The organism is Rhizobium tumorigenes (assembly GCF_003240565.2).
GTDB lineage: Bacteria > Pseudomonadota > Alphaproteobacteria > Rhizobiales > Rhizobiaceae > Rhizobium > Rhizobium tumorigenes.
The window spans coordinates 496312-514273 of the sequence record NZ_CP117256.1 but is presented as its reverse complement, the minus strand read 5'-3'; the positions used below and the strand labels follow the sequence as shown (position 1 = coordinate 514273).

Annotated in this window: 7 protein-coding genes; 2 read left to right on the top strand and 5 right to left on the bottom strand. The window is 63.6% G+C overall.

Features of this window, described 5'->3' with window-relative positions; genetic code table 11:
• Positions 1 to 13: 13 nt before the first annotated feature.
• Both PR017_RS20165 and PR017_RS20160 read right to left on the bottom strand, forming a co-directional pair.
• Entirely contained in the window at positions 14 to 1138 is a 1125-nt protein-coding gene (locus PR017_RS20165) for an ABC transporter substrate-binding protein (protein WP_240539056.1), read from the bottom strand.
• A gap of 6 nt (positions 1139 to 1144) precedes the next feature.
• Positions 1145 to 3259 (bottom strand): TonB-dependent siderophore receptor, encoded by a 2115-nt coding sequence (locus PR017_RS20160; protein ID WP_240539055.1) that lies wholly within the window; start codon positions 3257 to 3259, stop codon positions 1145 to 1147.
• A gap of 196 nt (positions 3260 to 3455) precedes the next feature.
• Between PR017_RS20160 and PR017_RS20155 the strand changes: the two genes are divergently transcribed.
• Together PR017_RS20155 and PR017_RS20150 are read left to right on the top strand one after the other, a co-directional pair.
• Complete coding sequence (locus PR017_RS20155; protein WP_111221317.1) at positions 3456 to 4106, top strand: TetR/AcrR family transcriptional regulator; 651 nt, start codon at positions 3456 to 3458, stop codon at positions 4104 to 4106.
• A gap of 42 nt (positions 4107 to 4148) precedes the next feature.
• Positions 4149 to 4979, top strand: coding sequence for a 4'-phosphopantetheinyl transferase family protein (locus PR017_RS20150; protein ID WP_161959353.1), 831 nt, complete (start codon positions 4149 to 4151; stop codon positions 4977 to 4979).
• Here the strand turns inward: PR017_RS20150 and PR017_RS20145 are convergent.
• The 3 genes from PR017_RS20145 to PR017_RS20135 all read right to left on the bottom strand — a co-directional run bounded on the left by PR017_RS20145 (position 4976) and on the right by PR017_RS20135 (position 17960).
• Positions 4976 to 12139 (bottom strand): non-ribosomal peptide synthetase, encoded by a 7164-nt coding sequence (locus PR017_RS20145; protein ID WP_111221315.1) that lies wholly within the window; start codon positions 12137 to 12139, stop codon positions 4976 to 4978. The two genes, PR017_RS20150 and PR017_RS20145, sit on opposite strands and share 4 nt — an antisense overlap.
• Positions 12140 to 12280: 141 nt before the next feature.
• The gene (locus PR017_RS20140) at positions 12281 to 13765 is read right to left on the bottom strand and encodes an aminotransferase class I/II-fold pyridoxal phosphate-dependent enzyme (RefSeq protein WP_161959352.1); all 1485 of its coding nucleotides are present in this window, start codon (positions 13763 to 13765) and stop codon (positions 12281 to 12283) included.
• Positions 13758 to 17960: a non-ribosomal peptide synthetase gene (locus PR017_RS20135; RefSeq protein ID WP_111221313.1), complete on the bottom strand. Its 4203-nt coding sequence runs from the start codon at positions 17958 to 17960 to the stop codon at positions 13758 to 13760. The genes PR017_RS20140 and PR017_RS20135 overlap by 8 nt, the downstream gene beginning before the upstream one ends.
• Positions 17961 to 17962: the final 2 nt, after the last annotated feature.

Here is a 17962-nt window from a genome sequence, read left to right as displayed (position 1 = left end):
TGGCTCCATAGGCTTATATCGAGGCCCACAAAGGTCCCTCGATCGGAAAGGCCGCGAACTGGGTGTTGATGCTGTCGAGGATCGCCGCTGGGTCGAGGTCGGCGCATTCTTCGGGATGAAGCCATTGCGCCGCTTGCGCCACGAACAGGATGTTGAGAGGCAGATTGGTGATCAGTCCGGTCCAGATCCCGTGCACGCGCCTCGCGAGAACGCTTGGCAAGGCATCGAAGCCGGGCCGGCCGTCGATCAGGCGCTGCAATCCCCCCTGGCCCAGCTTGGGGTCGATCGCCGGACCGATCGCAGGTCGGCTGCCGGACGCCCACCCGCCGCCTGAGGCGATGTAGACGTCGAAGCTGGTGGATAGCAGGTATTCGAGCGACAGCTTCTGAAACCACGGCGCGGTGATGCCTGGCAGCGGCGCACCGCCGGCCAAGGCCAGCAATTCGCCCCAGACCTTGCGCCCCGCGGCCCAGCAGCAATCATCGAGCGTGGACTGGACTTCGAGATAGGTCGTCACGGCCGGTTTGCGGGAAACCCGTGCGGCGATGCCTGCCATCTGCCGTCTCACGAAGGCTGTGAACGCGTCCGCCTTCGCCGTTTTACCGAGAAGGGTGCCCCACATTCGCATCGAGATTTCGAGTTGTGCGATCGGATCGGGCGATTGGCCATCGGCCGGTCCGTTGCTCGAGGCATCGCTGAAAACGACGGGAATATCGAGCAGCTTCAGACGCTCCAGCAGCGGATTCCCATCACCACCCGGCGTCATGAACTCCGTGGTGACGATGAGGTCGGGCATGAGGCCAATTACGCCTTCCAGCGACACGGTGTCGGGCCCCTGCTTGCCGACCTCCGCCAGCGCGTGATTGTTCCGCAGTCGCGTTTCCAGGATCTTGCTGTCGATCCTGTCGACGGCCGCCCAACCCACGACGAGCGCTGCGGGATCTGGATGGAGGAGCGACATTGTCAGCAGATCGTGGCCTTCCAGCAAAATGATACGTCTGGGCGGCGCCGGGAGATGCACCGTGCGCCCGGCTATGTCGACGACCGTGACCGGTTCCGCCGCCAGGAGCGGCCTTGCGCCCAGCAGGATGCCGCCGGCGGCGATGGAGGCGCAGAATTGACGTCTATCGATCTTCAACGTTCGTCACCACTTGTACTTCAGGCCCGCGAGAAGCGTTCTTCCGTTTCCGTACTGGCAATAATATTCGGAACTGCAGGAGGAATAGTATTCCTTGTCGAGCAGATTGGTGACGTTCAGCGTCGCCTGAAGACCCTTTAACTTCAGGTTTTTCGCACCAAAGTCGTAACTCAGCGCCGCATCCAGCAAGGTATATCCATCGGCTTTCACCGTATTGGCGTCATCGCTGTAGCTCGATCCGACAAAACGCACGCCGCCGCCAATGCTCAGTCCCTCCAGCGCACCGCTGTCAACGGTATAATTGGCCCAGAGCGAACCGAAATACCGTGGCACGGCCTGCGGACGATTGCCGATGAGGGATGTGTCGAACGATTTGGAGACCGTCGTATCGAGCAGGGAAAACGCGCCGATCAGCTCGATATTGCTCGTTACATTACCCCTCGCTTCGAATTCCACTCCGCGCGAATGGATCTCGCCCTGCTGAACGTTGAAACCCGATGCGGCGTCGTAAGAAACGACGTTCTGCTGGCGGATATCGAAGGCCGACACGGTGAATAGCGCGTCGAACCCCGTGGGTTGATACTTTATCCCCACCTCATATTGCTGTGCGTCGGTCGGCTTGAACGCTGCGCCGCCCGCGCCGGTGCTGGTGGATGGTTCGAATGAGGTGGAATAGCTGGCGAAGGGCGCGATACCGTTATCGAAGAGATAGAGAAGGCCGGCCCGATAGCTCGTCGCGCTGTCCGACTGGTCGGACGATGTTCCGGCGAGCAGGTTGTCCGTGTCTTGGTCCGCCCAGTCGTGGCGCACGCCGAAGACGCCGCGCAGGCCGCCGAGTTCGATCTGATCTTGAAGGTAGATCCCGGTCTGGCGCAGGGACAGGTCGGTATCGATCGCTTTCACGAACGGCCCAACCGGCTGGCCGTAGACGGGGTTTGTGACATCAAGCGGCGTTGCCCCGCCGAGCAGATATTGCCAACTGCTGTCGGTGCGTTGAATATCGACGCCGGCGAGAAGCGTGTGGTTCACAGCACCTGTATCGACCTTGAATTCCGCTTGGTTGTCAAACGAGAAGCCCTTGGCATCCTCGATGGATTCGACGGCCCAGCGCGGAATGATGCCCGCCGCCGACATCGGGCCGTTCATCTGAAGTGAATGCAGCTCGGAATTCACACCGGAATATCGGAAATTGGAGCGGACTGTTACTTGGTTGTCGAAACTATGTTCGAACTGGTAGCCAGCCCCGTATTGCTCGCGCTCGAAGCTATCGTAGCTGGGATCCCCGACATCGAGCTTGGGGCCGAGATAGCCGGCAAGGCCTGCCGGAGCCAGGAATTTCGGATAGATCGAATTGAAGTAGCCACCCTCGGGATCCCGCTGATAATAGCCGGAAAATGTGAGGGACGTCGTCGCGTCGGGCTGCCACTTGAGAGCCGGCGCGATGCCGAACCGCTTCTCGTCGACATCGTCGTAGCGGGTGCCCGAGGAGCGGCCGACGGTGGCGAGCCCGTATTGCCACGTCCCGTCGGTCGTGATCGGCCCTGTCGAATAAAGGCCGGTCTGGATGCGACCATCGGTTCCGCCCTCGATCCTGATCTCGTTCGCCTGGACATCCGATGGCGCGCGACTGACCTGGTTTACCAGGCCGCCTGGGCTGACCTGTCCGTAGAGCAGCGCGGACGGACCTTTCAGGACATCGATATGGTCGAGGAAGAACGGATCGATGGACGGTGTGGCGAAAGCCTGCCCACGCTGCAGCTTGATGCCGTCCAAGTAGTTGACATAGCTGGTTGCGGTGCCGAAGGCGCCGAACCCGCGAATGAACAGCGAGTCGTAGCGGGAATTGGAGTCCCTGTCGGAAAGCACGCCGGCGGTATAGCGCAGCGCTTCGCTGACGGTCTGCGGGTTCTGCTCATCGATCTGTCTGCGGGTGACGGTCGTCACCGATTGCGGCGTCTCGATTACCGGCGTTGCGGTCTTGGTGGCGGATGGAGTGGACTTGGCGAGAATCTTGTTTGCCGTGTCATCGTCCTTGCCCGGCGATTGAACGACAATGGGCACCAAGGGCGTGGCTTTTTCCTGGGAAGCCGCCTGCGGCGCCGGAACCAGAAATGTAGACACCAGCAAAATTTGCGCAACAGAAATATGACGATTCACGAACGTTCCCCATGGCCCGAGCAATCCGATTATGGTACATCTAATAATCAAACGGGTACGTCCTGTCCAGTTAATATGAATGCATCACTCAACTTTTATCTGTTGATGTCAGAGGGATGTTCTCACAATAGTCGGACGGGGTTAAACGCAGGAAAAGGCAATGGAAAAAAGTGTGAGTGCAGTGGTGCGGCCGGGCCGTCCCCCGAAAGCGTTCCAGGATATGGCGGCCGAGCGGATCATTCTTGCCGCAACGGAGCTTTTCGCGGGCAGGGGGTTTGCGGGCACGTCCATGGAGCAGGTCGCGGCCCATTGCGGCGCGGGCAAGGACACCGTCTATCGCCGGTTCTCCTCGAAGGTGGCCTTGTTCGAGGCCGTGGTCGAGCACGCCCACAGGAGTGCCGTCGCGAAGATCGCGGAACTGCCGCTGGTCACTGGTGATCCTCTCAAGCGGCTGCAGTCCCTGCTGCTGCAGCTTCTGCACGTCAACATGGAGCCGGAGCTGATCGCGCTGAAGCGGATCACCTTTAGCGAAACCGTCGTGTTCGAAAAGACCGCACCGATACCGCCGCAGCCCGATCCGATCATGGCGAAGTTGATAAGGACGGTGGAGGAAGCCCAGGAGGCCGGGGCGATCTGCGCGGGGGTTGCAAATGATATCGCCAACCATCTCATTCACTGTATGGTCGCGTTGCCGACGGCCGCGGCAATGATGGGCAGCAATGAATTCAGCGCACGTGAAGATGTGGAAGCGCATTTTGACAGGACATGGCGCTGGCTCATCAACGGCGTGGGTGGCAACAGGACTTCGTAGCGGTATTCCGGCGGGACGCTGCGTGATGACGGAAACATGGATGTGAAGCCTGTATCGGGATATCTCTCTCAGCTGCCGGCATGTGCAGACCCCTTCCTGAGCGCGATCGCTGTCTTCGGCATGGAGACCGACAGGCTTATCGCTCTGGAGGCGGACTACAAAGTCGAAGCCTACAGCCCGTCGCTGTTCGTGGCCTGCGATATCGACTTTCCCTCAAGGCTGGCGGGCGCGGTGGCGAAACGCCAAGGCGAATTTCTGGCGGGGCGTGTTCTCGCCCGCGCCGCGCTGGAGTGCCTCCGTCGCGGCAACGTTCCGATCGCCATTGGTGACCAGGGCGCGCCCGTCTGGCCGATCGGGATATCCGGGTCGATTAGCCATTCGCACGGGAAATGCGTCTGCCTCTTGGTTGCCGATGAAAATAGACTGGTGGGCATCGATGTGGAAAAGGTGGCGACGGGCGCTGCTCTCGACGCGATCTTGAAAGAGGCGCTGTCCGCGGAGGAACGCAACCTGGTTCTTTGGCAGACGAGGTTTGACGCCGCTCTCTTGGCTACCCTGATTTTTTCCGCCAAGGAAACCATCTTCAAGGCATTGCATCCCGTCGTCCGGCAATTCTTCGGGTTCGACGCCGCCATCTTCAACGGTATCGGCGACGATGATCGTCTGCGCTTTTCGATTGTGCAGTCGCTGGACGAATGCATGCCCAAAAACGCGGAGATCCGGATCGATTTCGAGACCGACGGCGGATTTGCCAGGACATGGGCGATCCTGGATCGCCATATGCTGGAACCGCGCGCCGGCTCGGCTGTGCTGTTCCAGTCCCTGCGCCGTCCACGTCCGTCGACGGCGCAGAGGTCCGATCGCACCGATTAGGCAAGGGCAGACCTTGCCCGCCCATTATCGGCGGCAGGAAAGAAGCCCGTGGCGATGAAATGTTCGACGTAGCGGTCGAGCACCGCATCCGTTATCGGCGGCGGCGCAATGTCCAGACCGGCCAAAGCGGCCTCGACTGCTTCCTGGCCGAGCGCTGATTCCACTGCGGGACCGTCATACTTGTCGAGGTGCTCGACGAGGAGCATGATGGACGACAGGGAGTCGTCGTCCCGCCTCGTCCGCTCTTCCACCGCCTGTGCCAGGCGCTCGCGCCAAGCCTCGAAGGGCATGATTTCCAGATGATGGCCAGCCCTTTGCGCCGCCTTCACAATGGCGCCGATGCTGGTCTGCATGCGGTTGGAGAGATGATAGGTGGCGCCGGGATCCCCGCGCTCGACAAGCGCAACGAGTGCCTTGGCCACGTAATCGACCGGCGCAAGGGTGAGGCGATCGGATCGCAAGGCGGGCGCTGCCCCAAGCACAAGCATCGACCGGATGAAATGCCAGAAGCCGACGCTGGTGCTGCAGGCTCCCGTCACGGTGTGTCCGCTGACGCGACCGGGCCGATGGATGGTGACGGACAGGCCCCTTGCCGCGGCCGCGTGCATCAGCTCTTCGGCCACCCACTTGCTCTGGACATATCCGGTACTCTCCACCTCGCCGATGGGCAGGCGGGTGCTTTCCCCGATGACGGGGGGATTTGCCCCACGCCGCGCGACGACCGAAGCCGTGGAGACGAAATGGACAGGCGTGACACGGTTTCCCCCGGCTGCCAGCCGCAAGATCTCCTTCGCGCCCCCGACATTGATCGCCGCGAGGCGCGAATATGGATCGAATTCGTTCGTCGCACCGCCATTGTGGATGATGACATCGAGGTCGTCGGTAAGCGCGGCGAACGTCTCCTCAGTCAGTCCGAGACGAGGCTGCGACAGGTCGCCGGGAAGCCCGACGATCCGATGCTCGAAGACATCGTCCCACAAGCCATACAGGGTCAACGACTGGCGTATCCGCGCCGTGGCACCCGCCTCATCCCTTGCGCGCACTAGGCAATGGATCCTGGCGTCGCTTTTCCGCAGCAACTCGGCCAGGATGAAGGAGCCGATGAAGCCAGCGGCGCCGGTGAGCAGCACGGAGTTGATGGTTGCCAGAGCAAGCCGTGGCGCAATGCCCCCATGATCGGGGACGGCAATGTCGGCCGGCAGGACCAGATCCGCGAGCATGAGCGCTGTCTCGCGATCCGCATCGGCGGAGCCTGCCTGCACAGGGGCGATCCCGTGGGTCGTCCCAAGGGACAGGGCGAGGGCTGCGGGCGTCGGGTGATCGTATATTTGCCGGACGTTGATGCCCGGGCCGATCGCATCGCGAAGCAGGCCGACAAGCCGGACGGTGAGGAGGGAGTGGCCGCCGGATTCGAAGAAGTCGTCGAAGCGGCCGATCGGCCGCCGGTCCAGCACGGAGGCGAAGAGATCGCAGATAATCCGCTCGGTCTCGTTGATCGGCAGCGCAGTCCGGACCTCCGCCGTCGCCGGATTGGGGAGCGACGCGATGTCGAGCTTGCCGTTGATGGTTCTAGGCAGGTCTTCCACGAAAACGATGACGGCGGGCACCATGTAGGATGGAAGTTGCAGCCGGAGCCGCTCGCGCAGGCTGTCCGCGTCGGCCACCTGAGCGTCGGATACCACATAGGCGATGAGGCGCACGGAACCGTCCGGGGTGGTGTTTCCCACGACGGCGGCGCGCTTCACCCCCGTCTGCGCGACCAGCGCGTTTTCGACTTCGGCCGGTTCGATGCGATACCCGCGAATTTTCAGCTGATTGTCGGACCGGCCGAGATAGTCGATGCCTCCATCCGGCCGCCAGCGGCACAGATCCCCGGTGCGATAGATCCGTTCTCCGGCATTGCCGAAGGGGTTTGCAACAAAGCGATCCGCCGTCATTGCGGGCCGCCCGACATAGCCGCGGGCCAGACCCACGCCGCCGAGATAGAGTTCGCCGGTGACGCCCACAGGCGCCGGATGCAGTCCCGGGTCGAGAATATGTGCGTCCGTGTTGGCGATCGGCCGGCCGACGGTCGGCTCGGAATTTTCCGCAAGGTCCGCCCCAAGTGCGTTGATCGTATATTCGGTCGGACCATAGAGATTGTAGCCGCCGACACCTGGCGCCTCCCGCAGCCGTGTCCACAGATCCTGGCCGACCGCCTCGCCTCCGAGCGAGACGAAGACGACGCCGGTTCCGTCCCTTCCCTGCGGGCGGTCCCGTTCGAGCAGTCCGTGCTCCAGAAGATACCCGCCATAGGTCGGGGTGACGTCGAAGGCGTCGATCTCCTCGCGATCGAATAACGGCAGCAGCCGGTCTGGATCCCGGCGGAGTTCGTCGTCGATCACATACACCTCGTGCCCGGCCAGCAGCCACAGCAGCTGCTCCCAGGACGCGTCGAAGGCGAATGAAGTCGTATGCGCGATCTTCAGCCGGCGGCCACCCTGGGCGGCCAGAACAGGCGCAAAGATGGCCTTCCTGTGATTGATGAACATGCTGGTGAGCCCGATATAGGGCACGGCGACGCCCTTCGGTTCTCCGGTCGATCCTGAAGTGAAGATGATATAGGCCAGATGCCTCAGGCCTGCCGGCCGCTCGCTTTCCGGCAGAGTATTCGGGAGGCGTTCAAGCTCCGCCTTCGTGGCGGGGTCGTCGAGCAGCACAACCCGCGGGTCATTAGCATATTCGGGGGGCAGAAGCGCCGTCATCTCGCTGACGCTGAGAATGACGGTTGGCTGCGACTGGTCCAGCATCGAGCGGACCCGATTGACGGGCGTCTCTGGATCGATCGGAACATAGGCCGCATGGGCGGCAAAAACACCGAACAGCGCCACGATCATCAGCTCCGAGCGGGGCAAAAGCAGCGCGACTCGATGCTCCGGCCAGACACCGCGCGCCTGGAGGAGATGCGCCAGTCGGTGCGCCGCTGTCGCCAACTGGTCGAAGGTGAGCCTGGCATCGCCGGAGGTGACGGCATTGTCATCCGGCGTGGCCAGCGCCTGTTTGACGAGCAGATCGGCAACGGAGAGGGAGCCGATCTCCATGTTTTCTCCCGAGATGGATCGCGGCAGCAGGAGGCTGGTCTCCGGCAAGGCGTTCACGGCGAGCAGCGGTAGGTCCGCATCCCGGGCAAAGGCGTTCAATATGTGCTCGTAGGCATGGATGATCGCCTCGGCCTGCTCCCGCCCGACGATGTCGCTGCGGAACATCAGCCGCAGGTCGATCGTCTCGCCCGTCGGCGTGACCGACATGCTGAGGGGATAATGGGTCGCGTCGCGAACACTGGCATGCCCGATCCGGATGGCCTGGTTTCTCGGAGATTCGAAAACGGGCAGGTTCTGGACGGAAAAGAGCGTGTCGAAGAGCGGACTATGCCCGGCGATCTGCTGCAGGCGCGTGAGATTGACATGAGAATGACGAAGGGAAACGGCCTTTTGCGCGTGAAGAGCGCCGAGCGCCGCCTTTACCGATTGCGGACCCGCGGCTTCCACACGCACGGGAACCGTATTGAACAGGAGGCCGATGATTTCGCTCACCTGCTCGATGTCCGCCGGTCGGCCCGATACGACGTTTCCGAACACTACATTCGAAGCGCCGCTCAGCCGCATGAGGAGCGTGCCCCACGCAAGCTCGAGGACGGTGCTGAGGGTCGTGGATGCCGAGCGGGCCAGCCGGGACAGCGCCGTGGTTGTTCCGGCGTCAATGGAGCGTGCGCGCTCATGGCTGTGCTCGACGCTTGCCTCCAGACCACGGGCGGCGGGATAGAGGATCGTCGCTTCGCTTCCGGCGAGCAGCTGGTGCCATACGGTCTCGGCATCGGCCATGTTCTGCCCCGTGAACCATCGCAGATAGCGCCCGAAGGACGGTGGAGGCGCCGCTCCAGCTGGGTCCAGGTAGAGCTGGACGATGAGGCGGTAGAGGAGGCGGATCGACCAGCCGTCGAGCAGGATATGGTGCGCCGTCAACAAAAGCCGATTGAGACCGCCGGCGCCGGCGTCCGGCATGCCGATGAGCGCAAACCGGATCAGGGGCGGACGGGCGGCATCGAACCGAGCCCCATATTCCTGGTCGGCGATCAGCCTCGCCCGATCCTCGTCGGCGGCCCTTTCGAAGCGCCAGGGAACCTTCACATCGGCAGGCACGACCTGCACCATCCTGCCGCCGATTTCCGCGAAGCCCGCGGTAACGGTCGGCGCCAGTTTGATCGCCTTTTCGACGGCCCGGTGAAGACGATCGGCGTCGATTTCGCCAAGGAGATCCAGCGAGGTCTGGGATATGTAGACCTCGTTCGAGCCTTCCGCTGCGCCGACGGCGTGAAAGCGCAGGCCTTCCTGGAGAGGCGAGAGCGGCAGCACCGCGCGCACGGTGCCGAAGGATTCCTCGAGACGCCGCAGATCCCAGGGGGACAATTCCAGGATTCCATCGTCTTCGGATCGTCCGCCGCTATCTGTGGGAGCGGCCGCTGCCAGGAATTCCGCAAGGACGCCCCGCCACGCGTCGATGAGGGCGTCGATTTCGGAGGCGCTGCGGCGCGCACGAATGCCAAGCCATGCCTGCTTGCGTCGCAGGTCGATCCTGATCGTCCAGCGCTCTCCTTCCTCGTGGATATCAGCTTCAGGCGAGATCGGTGCATCGCCCTCGTCGGTGGTGATGATGGCAAGCGTCAGGTCGGGTCGGGGCGTATCATCGAGCGCGCCGGCCACATCGGCGCTGACGTCGCGCGCGAGAAAGTAGCTTGCGGCGAAGTCGCCGCTCACCGGCTCGGGGTTATCGAGCCCGAGAACATGACCGGCGGCGCGGATGAAGCTTTCGATGCGCTGCGGCGAAAGCAGGCTTTCCGCGGCGCCTTCCTGCGGAGCCGCTACGAGAAGAGGAAAACGTCGTCTGCACCATCCGGCGGCGGTTCCCGTGGTGGTGTTGGCGAAGCGATCTCGATCGGCTTCATCGATCTCAAGCAGAAGCGGAGCGGCAGCCCGCCGCTTTGTCCAGATGAGGGCCGCCATCGCGGCAACCCGGAGCGCCGCCGGATCGGGCCTCTCCCCGAGGCCAGGGAGTGCCATGCGGCGCTCGGTCGATATGAAGGAATTGTCGGAAAATTCGCCCGTCGGCGCGCGATCGGCGGCCTCGTCCAGCATGTCGAGCCAGGATTCGGTATGGGCGACCATGTCCGTCTCCGCCGCGAAGTCGGCGGTGCGGGTCAACCAGTCGGCGTAGGATCCGGCCCTGTTTGGGACCGTTTGCCTGCCATCCGACCGCAGTGGAGAGAGCTCCGCCAGCAGCACGCTCCACGACTCGTCATCTATCCATCGCCCCGGCGCCTGCAGCTTCAGAAGGCGCTTGGGCGTGGCGGAATCGCTTCCCGGAGGGACCTCGAGCCAGGCGACGAATCGCTCCGCATCCTCGGCGGTTGCCGGCTGTTCCAGCAGCACAGGGGCGTCCCAGAGCCGGGCGGTGGCGGCAAGGTCCCATTGTCCGTTTTCCGCGTCGCGGCGCAGGCGCAGCGCGTCGTGCCGCCCGAGCAGGCCGACAAGGGCCGCAACGACATCGGCTTGCCGAACGCCGTCGACCAGCTGGATGGAGCGCATCGTAGTGGAGGAGGCTCCCTGACGCGCCGCCAGTATCGTTGCAAGGGAGGAGGCTTGCGGGGTCAAGTACCGGTGTCCGAATTCCGCGAATTGCGATAGCCGCAACTGTGGGTGATGGGCTGCCTGCCCGAGGATGCCGATCACCAGATCGAGCAGATGTCGCGCCGTGGTTTCATCGAAGAGATCGCGGGCATAGAGCAGCGACACGCCGATCCGCCCGCCCGCGCCTTCGTCATGGACGACGAAGGTCAAATCGAACTTCGCTTGGGTCTGCCGCGGCTCCTCGAGACGCAGGGTCGTATCGCCGAACCGCAGAACGGGCCAGGGTCTGGTGGCGGTCACCATGACGCCGAAGAGCGGATTTCGCGCGACGGCGCGCGGCGGATTGATGTGCTCGACGACGCTTTCAAAGGGTGCATCGCTGTTGTCGAGGGCCTTGAGGCCGGTGTCATGGACGCGTTGGAACAGCTCCGAGAATTCGGAATCCCGCCCTAGATCGACACGCACGACCACCGTATTGCTGAAGAAGCCCACGAGCTGGTCGAGCGAGGAATCATGGCGTAGGTCGACTGCGGCGCCGAGGGGAATGTCCTGTCCGGCGCCCACGCGGCCGAGAGCAACGGCGACGGCGCACTGTAGCGCGACAAGTGGCGTACCGCCGTTGGTTCCGGCCATTCGCCGCAGGGCTGCCGACAACCCTTCCCCGAGCCATTCCCTCACCTGGCTGCCGGAGAAGCTCGGTGTAGTCGGGCGAGGGCGGTCGAAGGGAAGCGGGATCTCCGCGGGAAGGTCGGCCAGCTGGGTCTCCCAGAAGCGCAGTTGGCGGGCATGCAGGCTCGCCGGTGTTTTGGGATCGCCCAGATGCCGCTGCTCCCACAAGGCATAGTCCGAATAGCGGATGCTGGACGCAGGCGGCGACGCATCCGATCCGGCGCCATGCCCATAGGCCCGCTCCAGATCGGCGAGCACGATTCCGAATGACCCACCGTCTCCGGCGATGTGGGGCAGGACGAGGATGATGGCGATAACAGCCGCGCCGCTTCGCACCACCAGCGCGCGCAGGGGCGCATCAACCTTTAGATCGAAGGGCTGGTCGCGGGCCCGGCATGCGAGGTCGTCCAGCCTTTCCTCGATCGTCCCGGCAAACTCGTTCGATGCCGGCGTCAGATCGATCTCCGTCACGTCCGGCGCAAGATAGGGCTCGATGACCTGCTGCGGCGCACCGTCGGCGCCGGTCCGGTACCTCGTCCGTAATATCTCGTGTCTGAGCATTACCTGCTCCAGCGCTGCGGTCAGAGCCGGGACGGAAAAGGATGCGTCTTCGTCCGGCCGGAGCACGAGGCAGAAATTATAGGCCGCGGACCCTTCGGCAAGCTGGGAGTGATACCACATCCGCCGTTGCGCGTTGGAAAGGACAGCGGGCCCGTCGCGCTCTTCGCGCCGCGGGCGATCGTTGGCGACGGATTGCTCCGAGTGCAGAAGACCTGCGCCCGCGAGCCGTTGCAGCAAAAGCTGCTGCTTGCGATCCGAAAACATCATTTCATTTCTCCTGTCTGATCACGGCGAAGGCCGTCGAATGGGGTGTCGAGACCCGGCTGGCCAGTCGTCTTTGCGGCTAGGCGTCGCATGGGATGAAGGGCGGCTTCGCGGTTGCTGGCAAACTGTCGCAAAAAGCCTCGGTCACATGGGCTCGTCCTCGGTGGCCGGACTGACTATCGGGTCGAGCGCCACAGGGACCGCACCCGTGGCGCGACGCGCGCCGCCGCCGCCTGCTGCCAGGCAATAGATTTCAGACCCTCGCGCTCTTTCTTGTGTAAGCGCCTTGGCGTGCCGGTCCGTCCAGAGCTCTCCAGGCCTCGCTAGCGGAACGCCGGGAGGATAGGGAATGATATAGTTCCGGCTATGCGAGCCAATGACGGGCACGAAATCCTGCGGGCCGGCCGGTCGTGGAGCGGGTGGTGGCGATCTGAATTCCGACGCCAGCAGCGACAGGCCTTTCATCAGCGCAAGCAGATCGAACTCGGTAACGCCAAAATGCAGACGCACGACGAGATGATCGCCGGCTACCGTGATGAGCACGTGGTGTTCGCTTAAGAGCCGATCCCTGATGATACGCGAGCGCGGCCCGACAAGAAGGCATAACACCAGCGGATCAAGCTCGTAGTAGGGGCCAAGCGACGGGGACGCCAGAATGTCGGCGGTGACAGGGTCTTGGCGCAGCATTGCTTCGAGTTTCGTCTTGATGACGACGGCATTGGCAAACTCGGTGGCGCCGAATTGCTCGGCATGCGCGCGCGCAAGATCGAGCGAGGTCAGGATCGGCCATGACGGGGAGGTGGTGTGAATGCGATACCGCGCCAGGCGCACTTTCTCGATATCGGAGGAAGAGCCGAGGACGTGAAGGTAGGAACCCTGCCGCAGCGCTGCCATCGTCTTGTGCGCCGAATGCGTCACCAGGACGGGTGCGAGCAGTGGCAGACGGGAAGCAACGGCAAGGGCGGTGGAATCGACAAGCGAAGGAACAAACGCGTGCAGTGCCGACCAGGCTTCATCGATGACGATTGCCGTCGTCGGAGACGATTCGACCATGACCGGCAGAGCGCGATCAAGACGCAGCTTTCGACCATCGTAACTTGTGGCTGAAAGCACCAGGATATCGAATGGTCGACCCTCGGAGGCGCGTCGCGCAAGCAGCCTCGCCGTTTCCTCAATGTCGATGCACGGGTTTTCCACCGTGCCGGCGCAAGGCGAGGACACGACGTTCATTCCCTCGGCAGCAAAGAGCAGTGATTGGTGAGCTGTGCAATCTATCAGCACGTCAGCGCCGGGAAAGCGGAGAGATTCCAGGGCGATTTGATTGCTGGTCGTCGTGCCGCTGGTGCCGAAGAACGTTGCATCCGCGCCGAATGCCCTGGCCGTCCTTTGTTGTGCGTCGGCAAGCGGCCCGTGGGGTGTGAAGAACGAATCAACGGCGCTGCCCGACCAACTTGCGTCTATCCGCGAAAGGTCGGCGCCGAGTATTGCGCGATACTGCTGTGCGAATTCCGGGGATGCAGCCTCAAGGATGGCTGGCCACGGCACCGCGTGAAAATTGTGGCAACGTCCATGGCGCGTGAATTGTGCCAGATGTGTTGCCAGCGGCGTATTGAGGTCGCCACTACGCACGGTCTGAATCCTGACGTGAGATTGCAGCGATCCACGCGTTCAGCAGTGCCCGCGCCATGTCCGCATCGCCGGCCGCGATCTCCAACTCGGTTTGGCCTTCGATCTCCTGCCAGGATGCGACAATCCGGTAAAGGCGATCCGTACCCCGGACCATGCCGGCGTCCGGCCACGATCGCGGCGTGACGGTACGCCGTACGAGAAGGCCGGGGCCACCCGCGACAGGCCTGCGGCGATCGATAAAGGCGATATACAAGCCCCCGTCGCCGGGTGCGTCCCGGGCGCCAGCGCGCGCCAGCACGGGCGCCGCAAGAAGTGGGCCGATCCCGTCGGGCTCGACCTCGACATCCGCAACGACGAGATCGCCTTTGGAGACATCGAGAGCAGCAGACAGCAGGGCATGCATGTGAAGAGTTTCAGCGGCGAGGTCCATCGCGGCCCTAACCCTGACATCAGGTCCCTTTGACAGGATCTCGTCCGGTCCGACCCACCATGGGCATTTCGGGCCCAGGTCAATGATCGATTGCCAGTCGTGGTGGATGGTTGCTGGAACCGGCGCGAAAGGATGCATCGCGGCTTGACCGCGACCGCTCGCGTGATCGGCGCGCGTCGGCGTCATGTGTTCCGCCGCAAGGTGTCTATAGATGTCATCGGCTATTCGCCTCAGCGACAGGCCATCGATCGCGGCGGCGTGCGCGACCAGCAGGGCGGCATCGGGGGTGAGGACTACGGCAATCACGGCGCCCGCGGCAATATCGATCGCCGATCGCGCCGCCTCTATCACCCTGGCTGGGTCGGAACTCGCGATCTCGATGACCTTGGCGTCACGCCCGGCCCCGGCCATCCGCGCGGCGCGCCACAGTCGTCCCCTGACGGCAATCCCCTGTTGAAGCGTCGGATGGCTCGAAATGGCTTCCGCCAGCGCCGCGCGCAAACGGTCGGGCTTGGCTGGACCTCGAAGTGGCTCCCACGTCACGAATTCGGACAGGGGCAAGCCGGAAAGCCGGAAGCGATGTACCTGCGCCGGAAGAGAGATGGGCTTCGCCTGTTCTTCGACCAATGGCGGGAGCTGCTCCACCAGTTGGGCGACGGTGGGATACTGGAACACCGCCGCCGCCGGAAATTCGAATCCGGCAGCGTTGGCGCACGCCGCGAAGGACAAGGCCATCAGCGAATCTCCGCCAAGCGTGAAAAAGTTCTCGTCGATGCCGACGGACCCGCAGCCGAGAAGCTCCGCCAGGATGCGCGTCAGATTTTTCTCGCGATCGTTTCGCGGCGATCTCGATGAAACATCCGGCGCGACCACCCCCCGCGGCAGGGCCTGCCGGTCGATCTTGCCGCCCTCGAGCCGCGGCAATGACGGCAGCACGACCACCTCGGCCGGGACAAGCGGGCCCGGTAGGCGATCGGCCAGCCGTGCGCGGAGCCTCGGCCCGTCCTGCGGTCGCAGGCCGTCGCCCGACACATAGGCGACGAGTTCCATTGTGGATCCGATCCTGCGCGCCAGAATGGCCGCCTCTTTCACATCGGGGGCGGCATAAAGTTCCGCGACGGTCTCGTCGGGCTCTACCCTGTAGCCGCGTATGTTGACCTGGTCATCAACGCGGCCGGCGAGCTCAAGCAGCCCGTCTTCGCGCCAGCGAGCGAGATCCCCTGTGCGGTACAAGCGGTCGTGCCCGGCAAAGGGGCTGGCAATGAACCGGGTCGCGGTCAATGCCGGCTGGGCAAGATAGCCGCGGGCGAGCTGTTGTCCTTCGACATAGAGTTCGCCGAGCGCGCCCGGCGGAGACAGCGTCAGATCTGCGGTCAGCACGTAGCAGCAGGACCCGGGGAGCGGCCGGCCGATCGATATGACGCCGTTTGCGGCATCTTTGCTGCTTATCCTTCCGGCCGTGACGTCTCCGGTGGTTTCCGTGCATCCGTAGGAATTGTAGAGCGGCACGCTTTCGGCTGTCCGGTAGATGGAGGCCGCAACGCCGGGAAGGAGGGGCTCGCCGGTGGAGAGAACCCGATCCATGTCGGACATGACGTCCGGCGCGGCGATCGCGACGGCCCCGATCAGCCCCGGTACCGCCATGAAGTGTCCTATGCCGTGGGTTTTCAGAAGGCGAGCGAGCGCTGCCGCATCCCTGGCTTCGTCATCCGTCGCAAGAACGATGTATTCGCCAGTGACGAAGGCTTCGCAGAGCTCTGCCGTTGCATCGATCGCCGTGGGTGCGCTCTTGGCAAGGCGGGTGCCGCCCACGCCCCCGCGCCAATGGTCCGACACCCAGACGGTCCGCGCCGCCAGCGAGCCATGTGTGGTCACGACGCCCTTCGGCTGGCCGGTGGATCCCGATGTGAAGCCGATATGGGCTGCTTCAAGCCGATGGGGGCTGTGGCCGGGATCGATGGCAGGCTCGGTTGCCGCAGCCATGAATGCATCGATGGAGACGACGGGCAGATTATCGATCGCGACGTCGAAATCGCAGATCAGGAGTTTTGCATTTGCGGAACGAACGAGCTTCTGCAAGCGGGCTTCGGGATGGCGCGGGTCGAGCGGGAGGAAGATCGCACCGCATTTCCAGATCGCCAGCGGCGCGACGACGGTGATCAATCCGCGGCTTGCAGCGACAGCCACAACATCCTGCGCCCGGATACCGCGCGCCATCAGGTGCGCTGCCAGTCGATTGGCCTGTTCGTCGATCTCGAAGAAACGGAAACGATCCGGGCCGCTGACGAGCGCAATTCGCGAGGGCTTGCTCTTTACCTGGCGGCGCCAGTGGTCGAGGACGGAAACCGGGTTTCGATCGATCTCGGCTCCGCGGGAAAGCCGAAGAAGGCGGTCACGCTGCGGGGCCGGCAGATGGCTGACGGTCGAGCAAAGCTGCGCGGGGTCGGCAGTCGCCGCGAGCAGTATCGATTCCAGGTGGTCGAGCATGTCGAGCACGGTGGCGGTCGCGAAAAGCTCGCTGCGGAACGTCGCTTCCACCTCCAGGGCGTCGCCTGTCAGAAAGCCCTGGAAGGTCAGGGCAAACGGAGAGGAGCCGTTGAACACATTGCTCCATCGAACCTCGACCTCGGGCAGGTCGGGACCACCGATGTCGCGGTCGAGGAACAGGCCGAGCGTGTCGGTGAAGTAGCCGTGGCCGGCCTCGCGCACAGGCGCGAGCGCGGAGACGATCCGTTCGAAGGAGACGTCGCCATGGCTGACCGCGTCTGTCACGACACGCGCCGTCTGCGCGACGAGTTGGCGGAACGTTGCGTCTCCAGACACTTCGAGACGCAGCAGGACCGTGTTTCCGAAGTTGCCGATGAGCGCGCCGCTTCCCGGCTCATGCCGATTGGCGACTGTCGTGCCGATGGTGATATCGGATGCTCCGGTCCAGCGATGGAGCAGGAGCGCATAGGCGGCGATGAAAACGGCGAAAGGCGTTGTCTTGAGGCTGGCGGCGGCCGCGCGCAGGCCCGTGGCGCAGTCGGTCGGCATGACGCGATCCAGGCGGCTTGCCCTTTCGCTGGTGCGGGGGCCGGACGATTGGATGGTAGGCAGGGGCAAAGCCGGCGGCAATGGCGTCAGCGTTTCACGCCAGTAGCTGAGCTGTGCCTCGAGGTCTGCGTCGGAATTGGGGGAGCTCCGATGCGCCGTGATGTCAGCATACTGGATCGACAGGGGCTCGATCGCCAGCCCACGATAGGCAAGGCTGAGATCCCGACTGAAAATACCGAAGCATCCGCCGTCCCAGACGATATGATGTACCGTCAGCACCAGCGACCATCTGGCGGCATCTATCGTGACCAGATGCGCACGGAGCGGCCCGGAGGAGGCGATATCGAACGGCGCGCAGGCGCTGTCGCGCGCCACGCGCTCGGGGTCGCCGTGTTCGACGATATGCACCTCAGGGGACAATTGGGCGTGAATTCGCTGGAAGGGCTGGCCTTTTGCGTCCGTCGAATAGGTGGTGCGCAGGATTTCGTGGTGATCGACTACGGCGGCAAGCGCGGCGAGCAGCCGGGACACATCGAGAGCGCCGGCAAGGTCGATGCGGATGCAGACATTGTAGGCGCCGCTGGCGGGATGGAGTTTCTGGTGCAGCCACATCCTGTGCTGGGCGTCCGATAGCGGTGCCGCATCGGCGTTCGGGCGTTTCCGGATCGCCGTGCGTTTCACGCCATTCTGCTCGAGCCGTCGGTGCAGGAGTTCAATTCGCGAATTCATGG

Coding starts and splice junctions, on each gene's coding strand:
- PR017_RS20155 (WP_111221317.1), top strand. CDS start 3,456: ATGGAAAAAAGTGTGAGTGCAGTGGTGCGGCCGGGCCGTCCCCCGAAA.
- PR017_RS20145 (WP_111221315.1), bottom strand. CDS start 12,139: ATGATGTTTTCGGATCGCAAGCAGCAGCTTTTGCTGCAACGGCTCGCG.
- PR017_RS20135 (WP_111221313.1), bottom strand. CDS start 17,960: ATGAATTCGCGAATTGAACTCCTGCACCGACGGCTCGAGCAGAATGGC.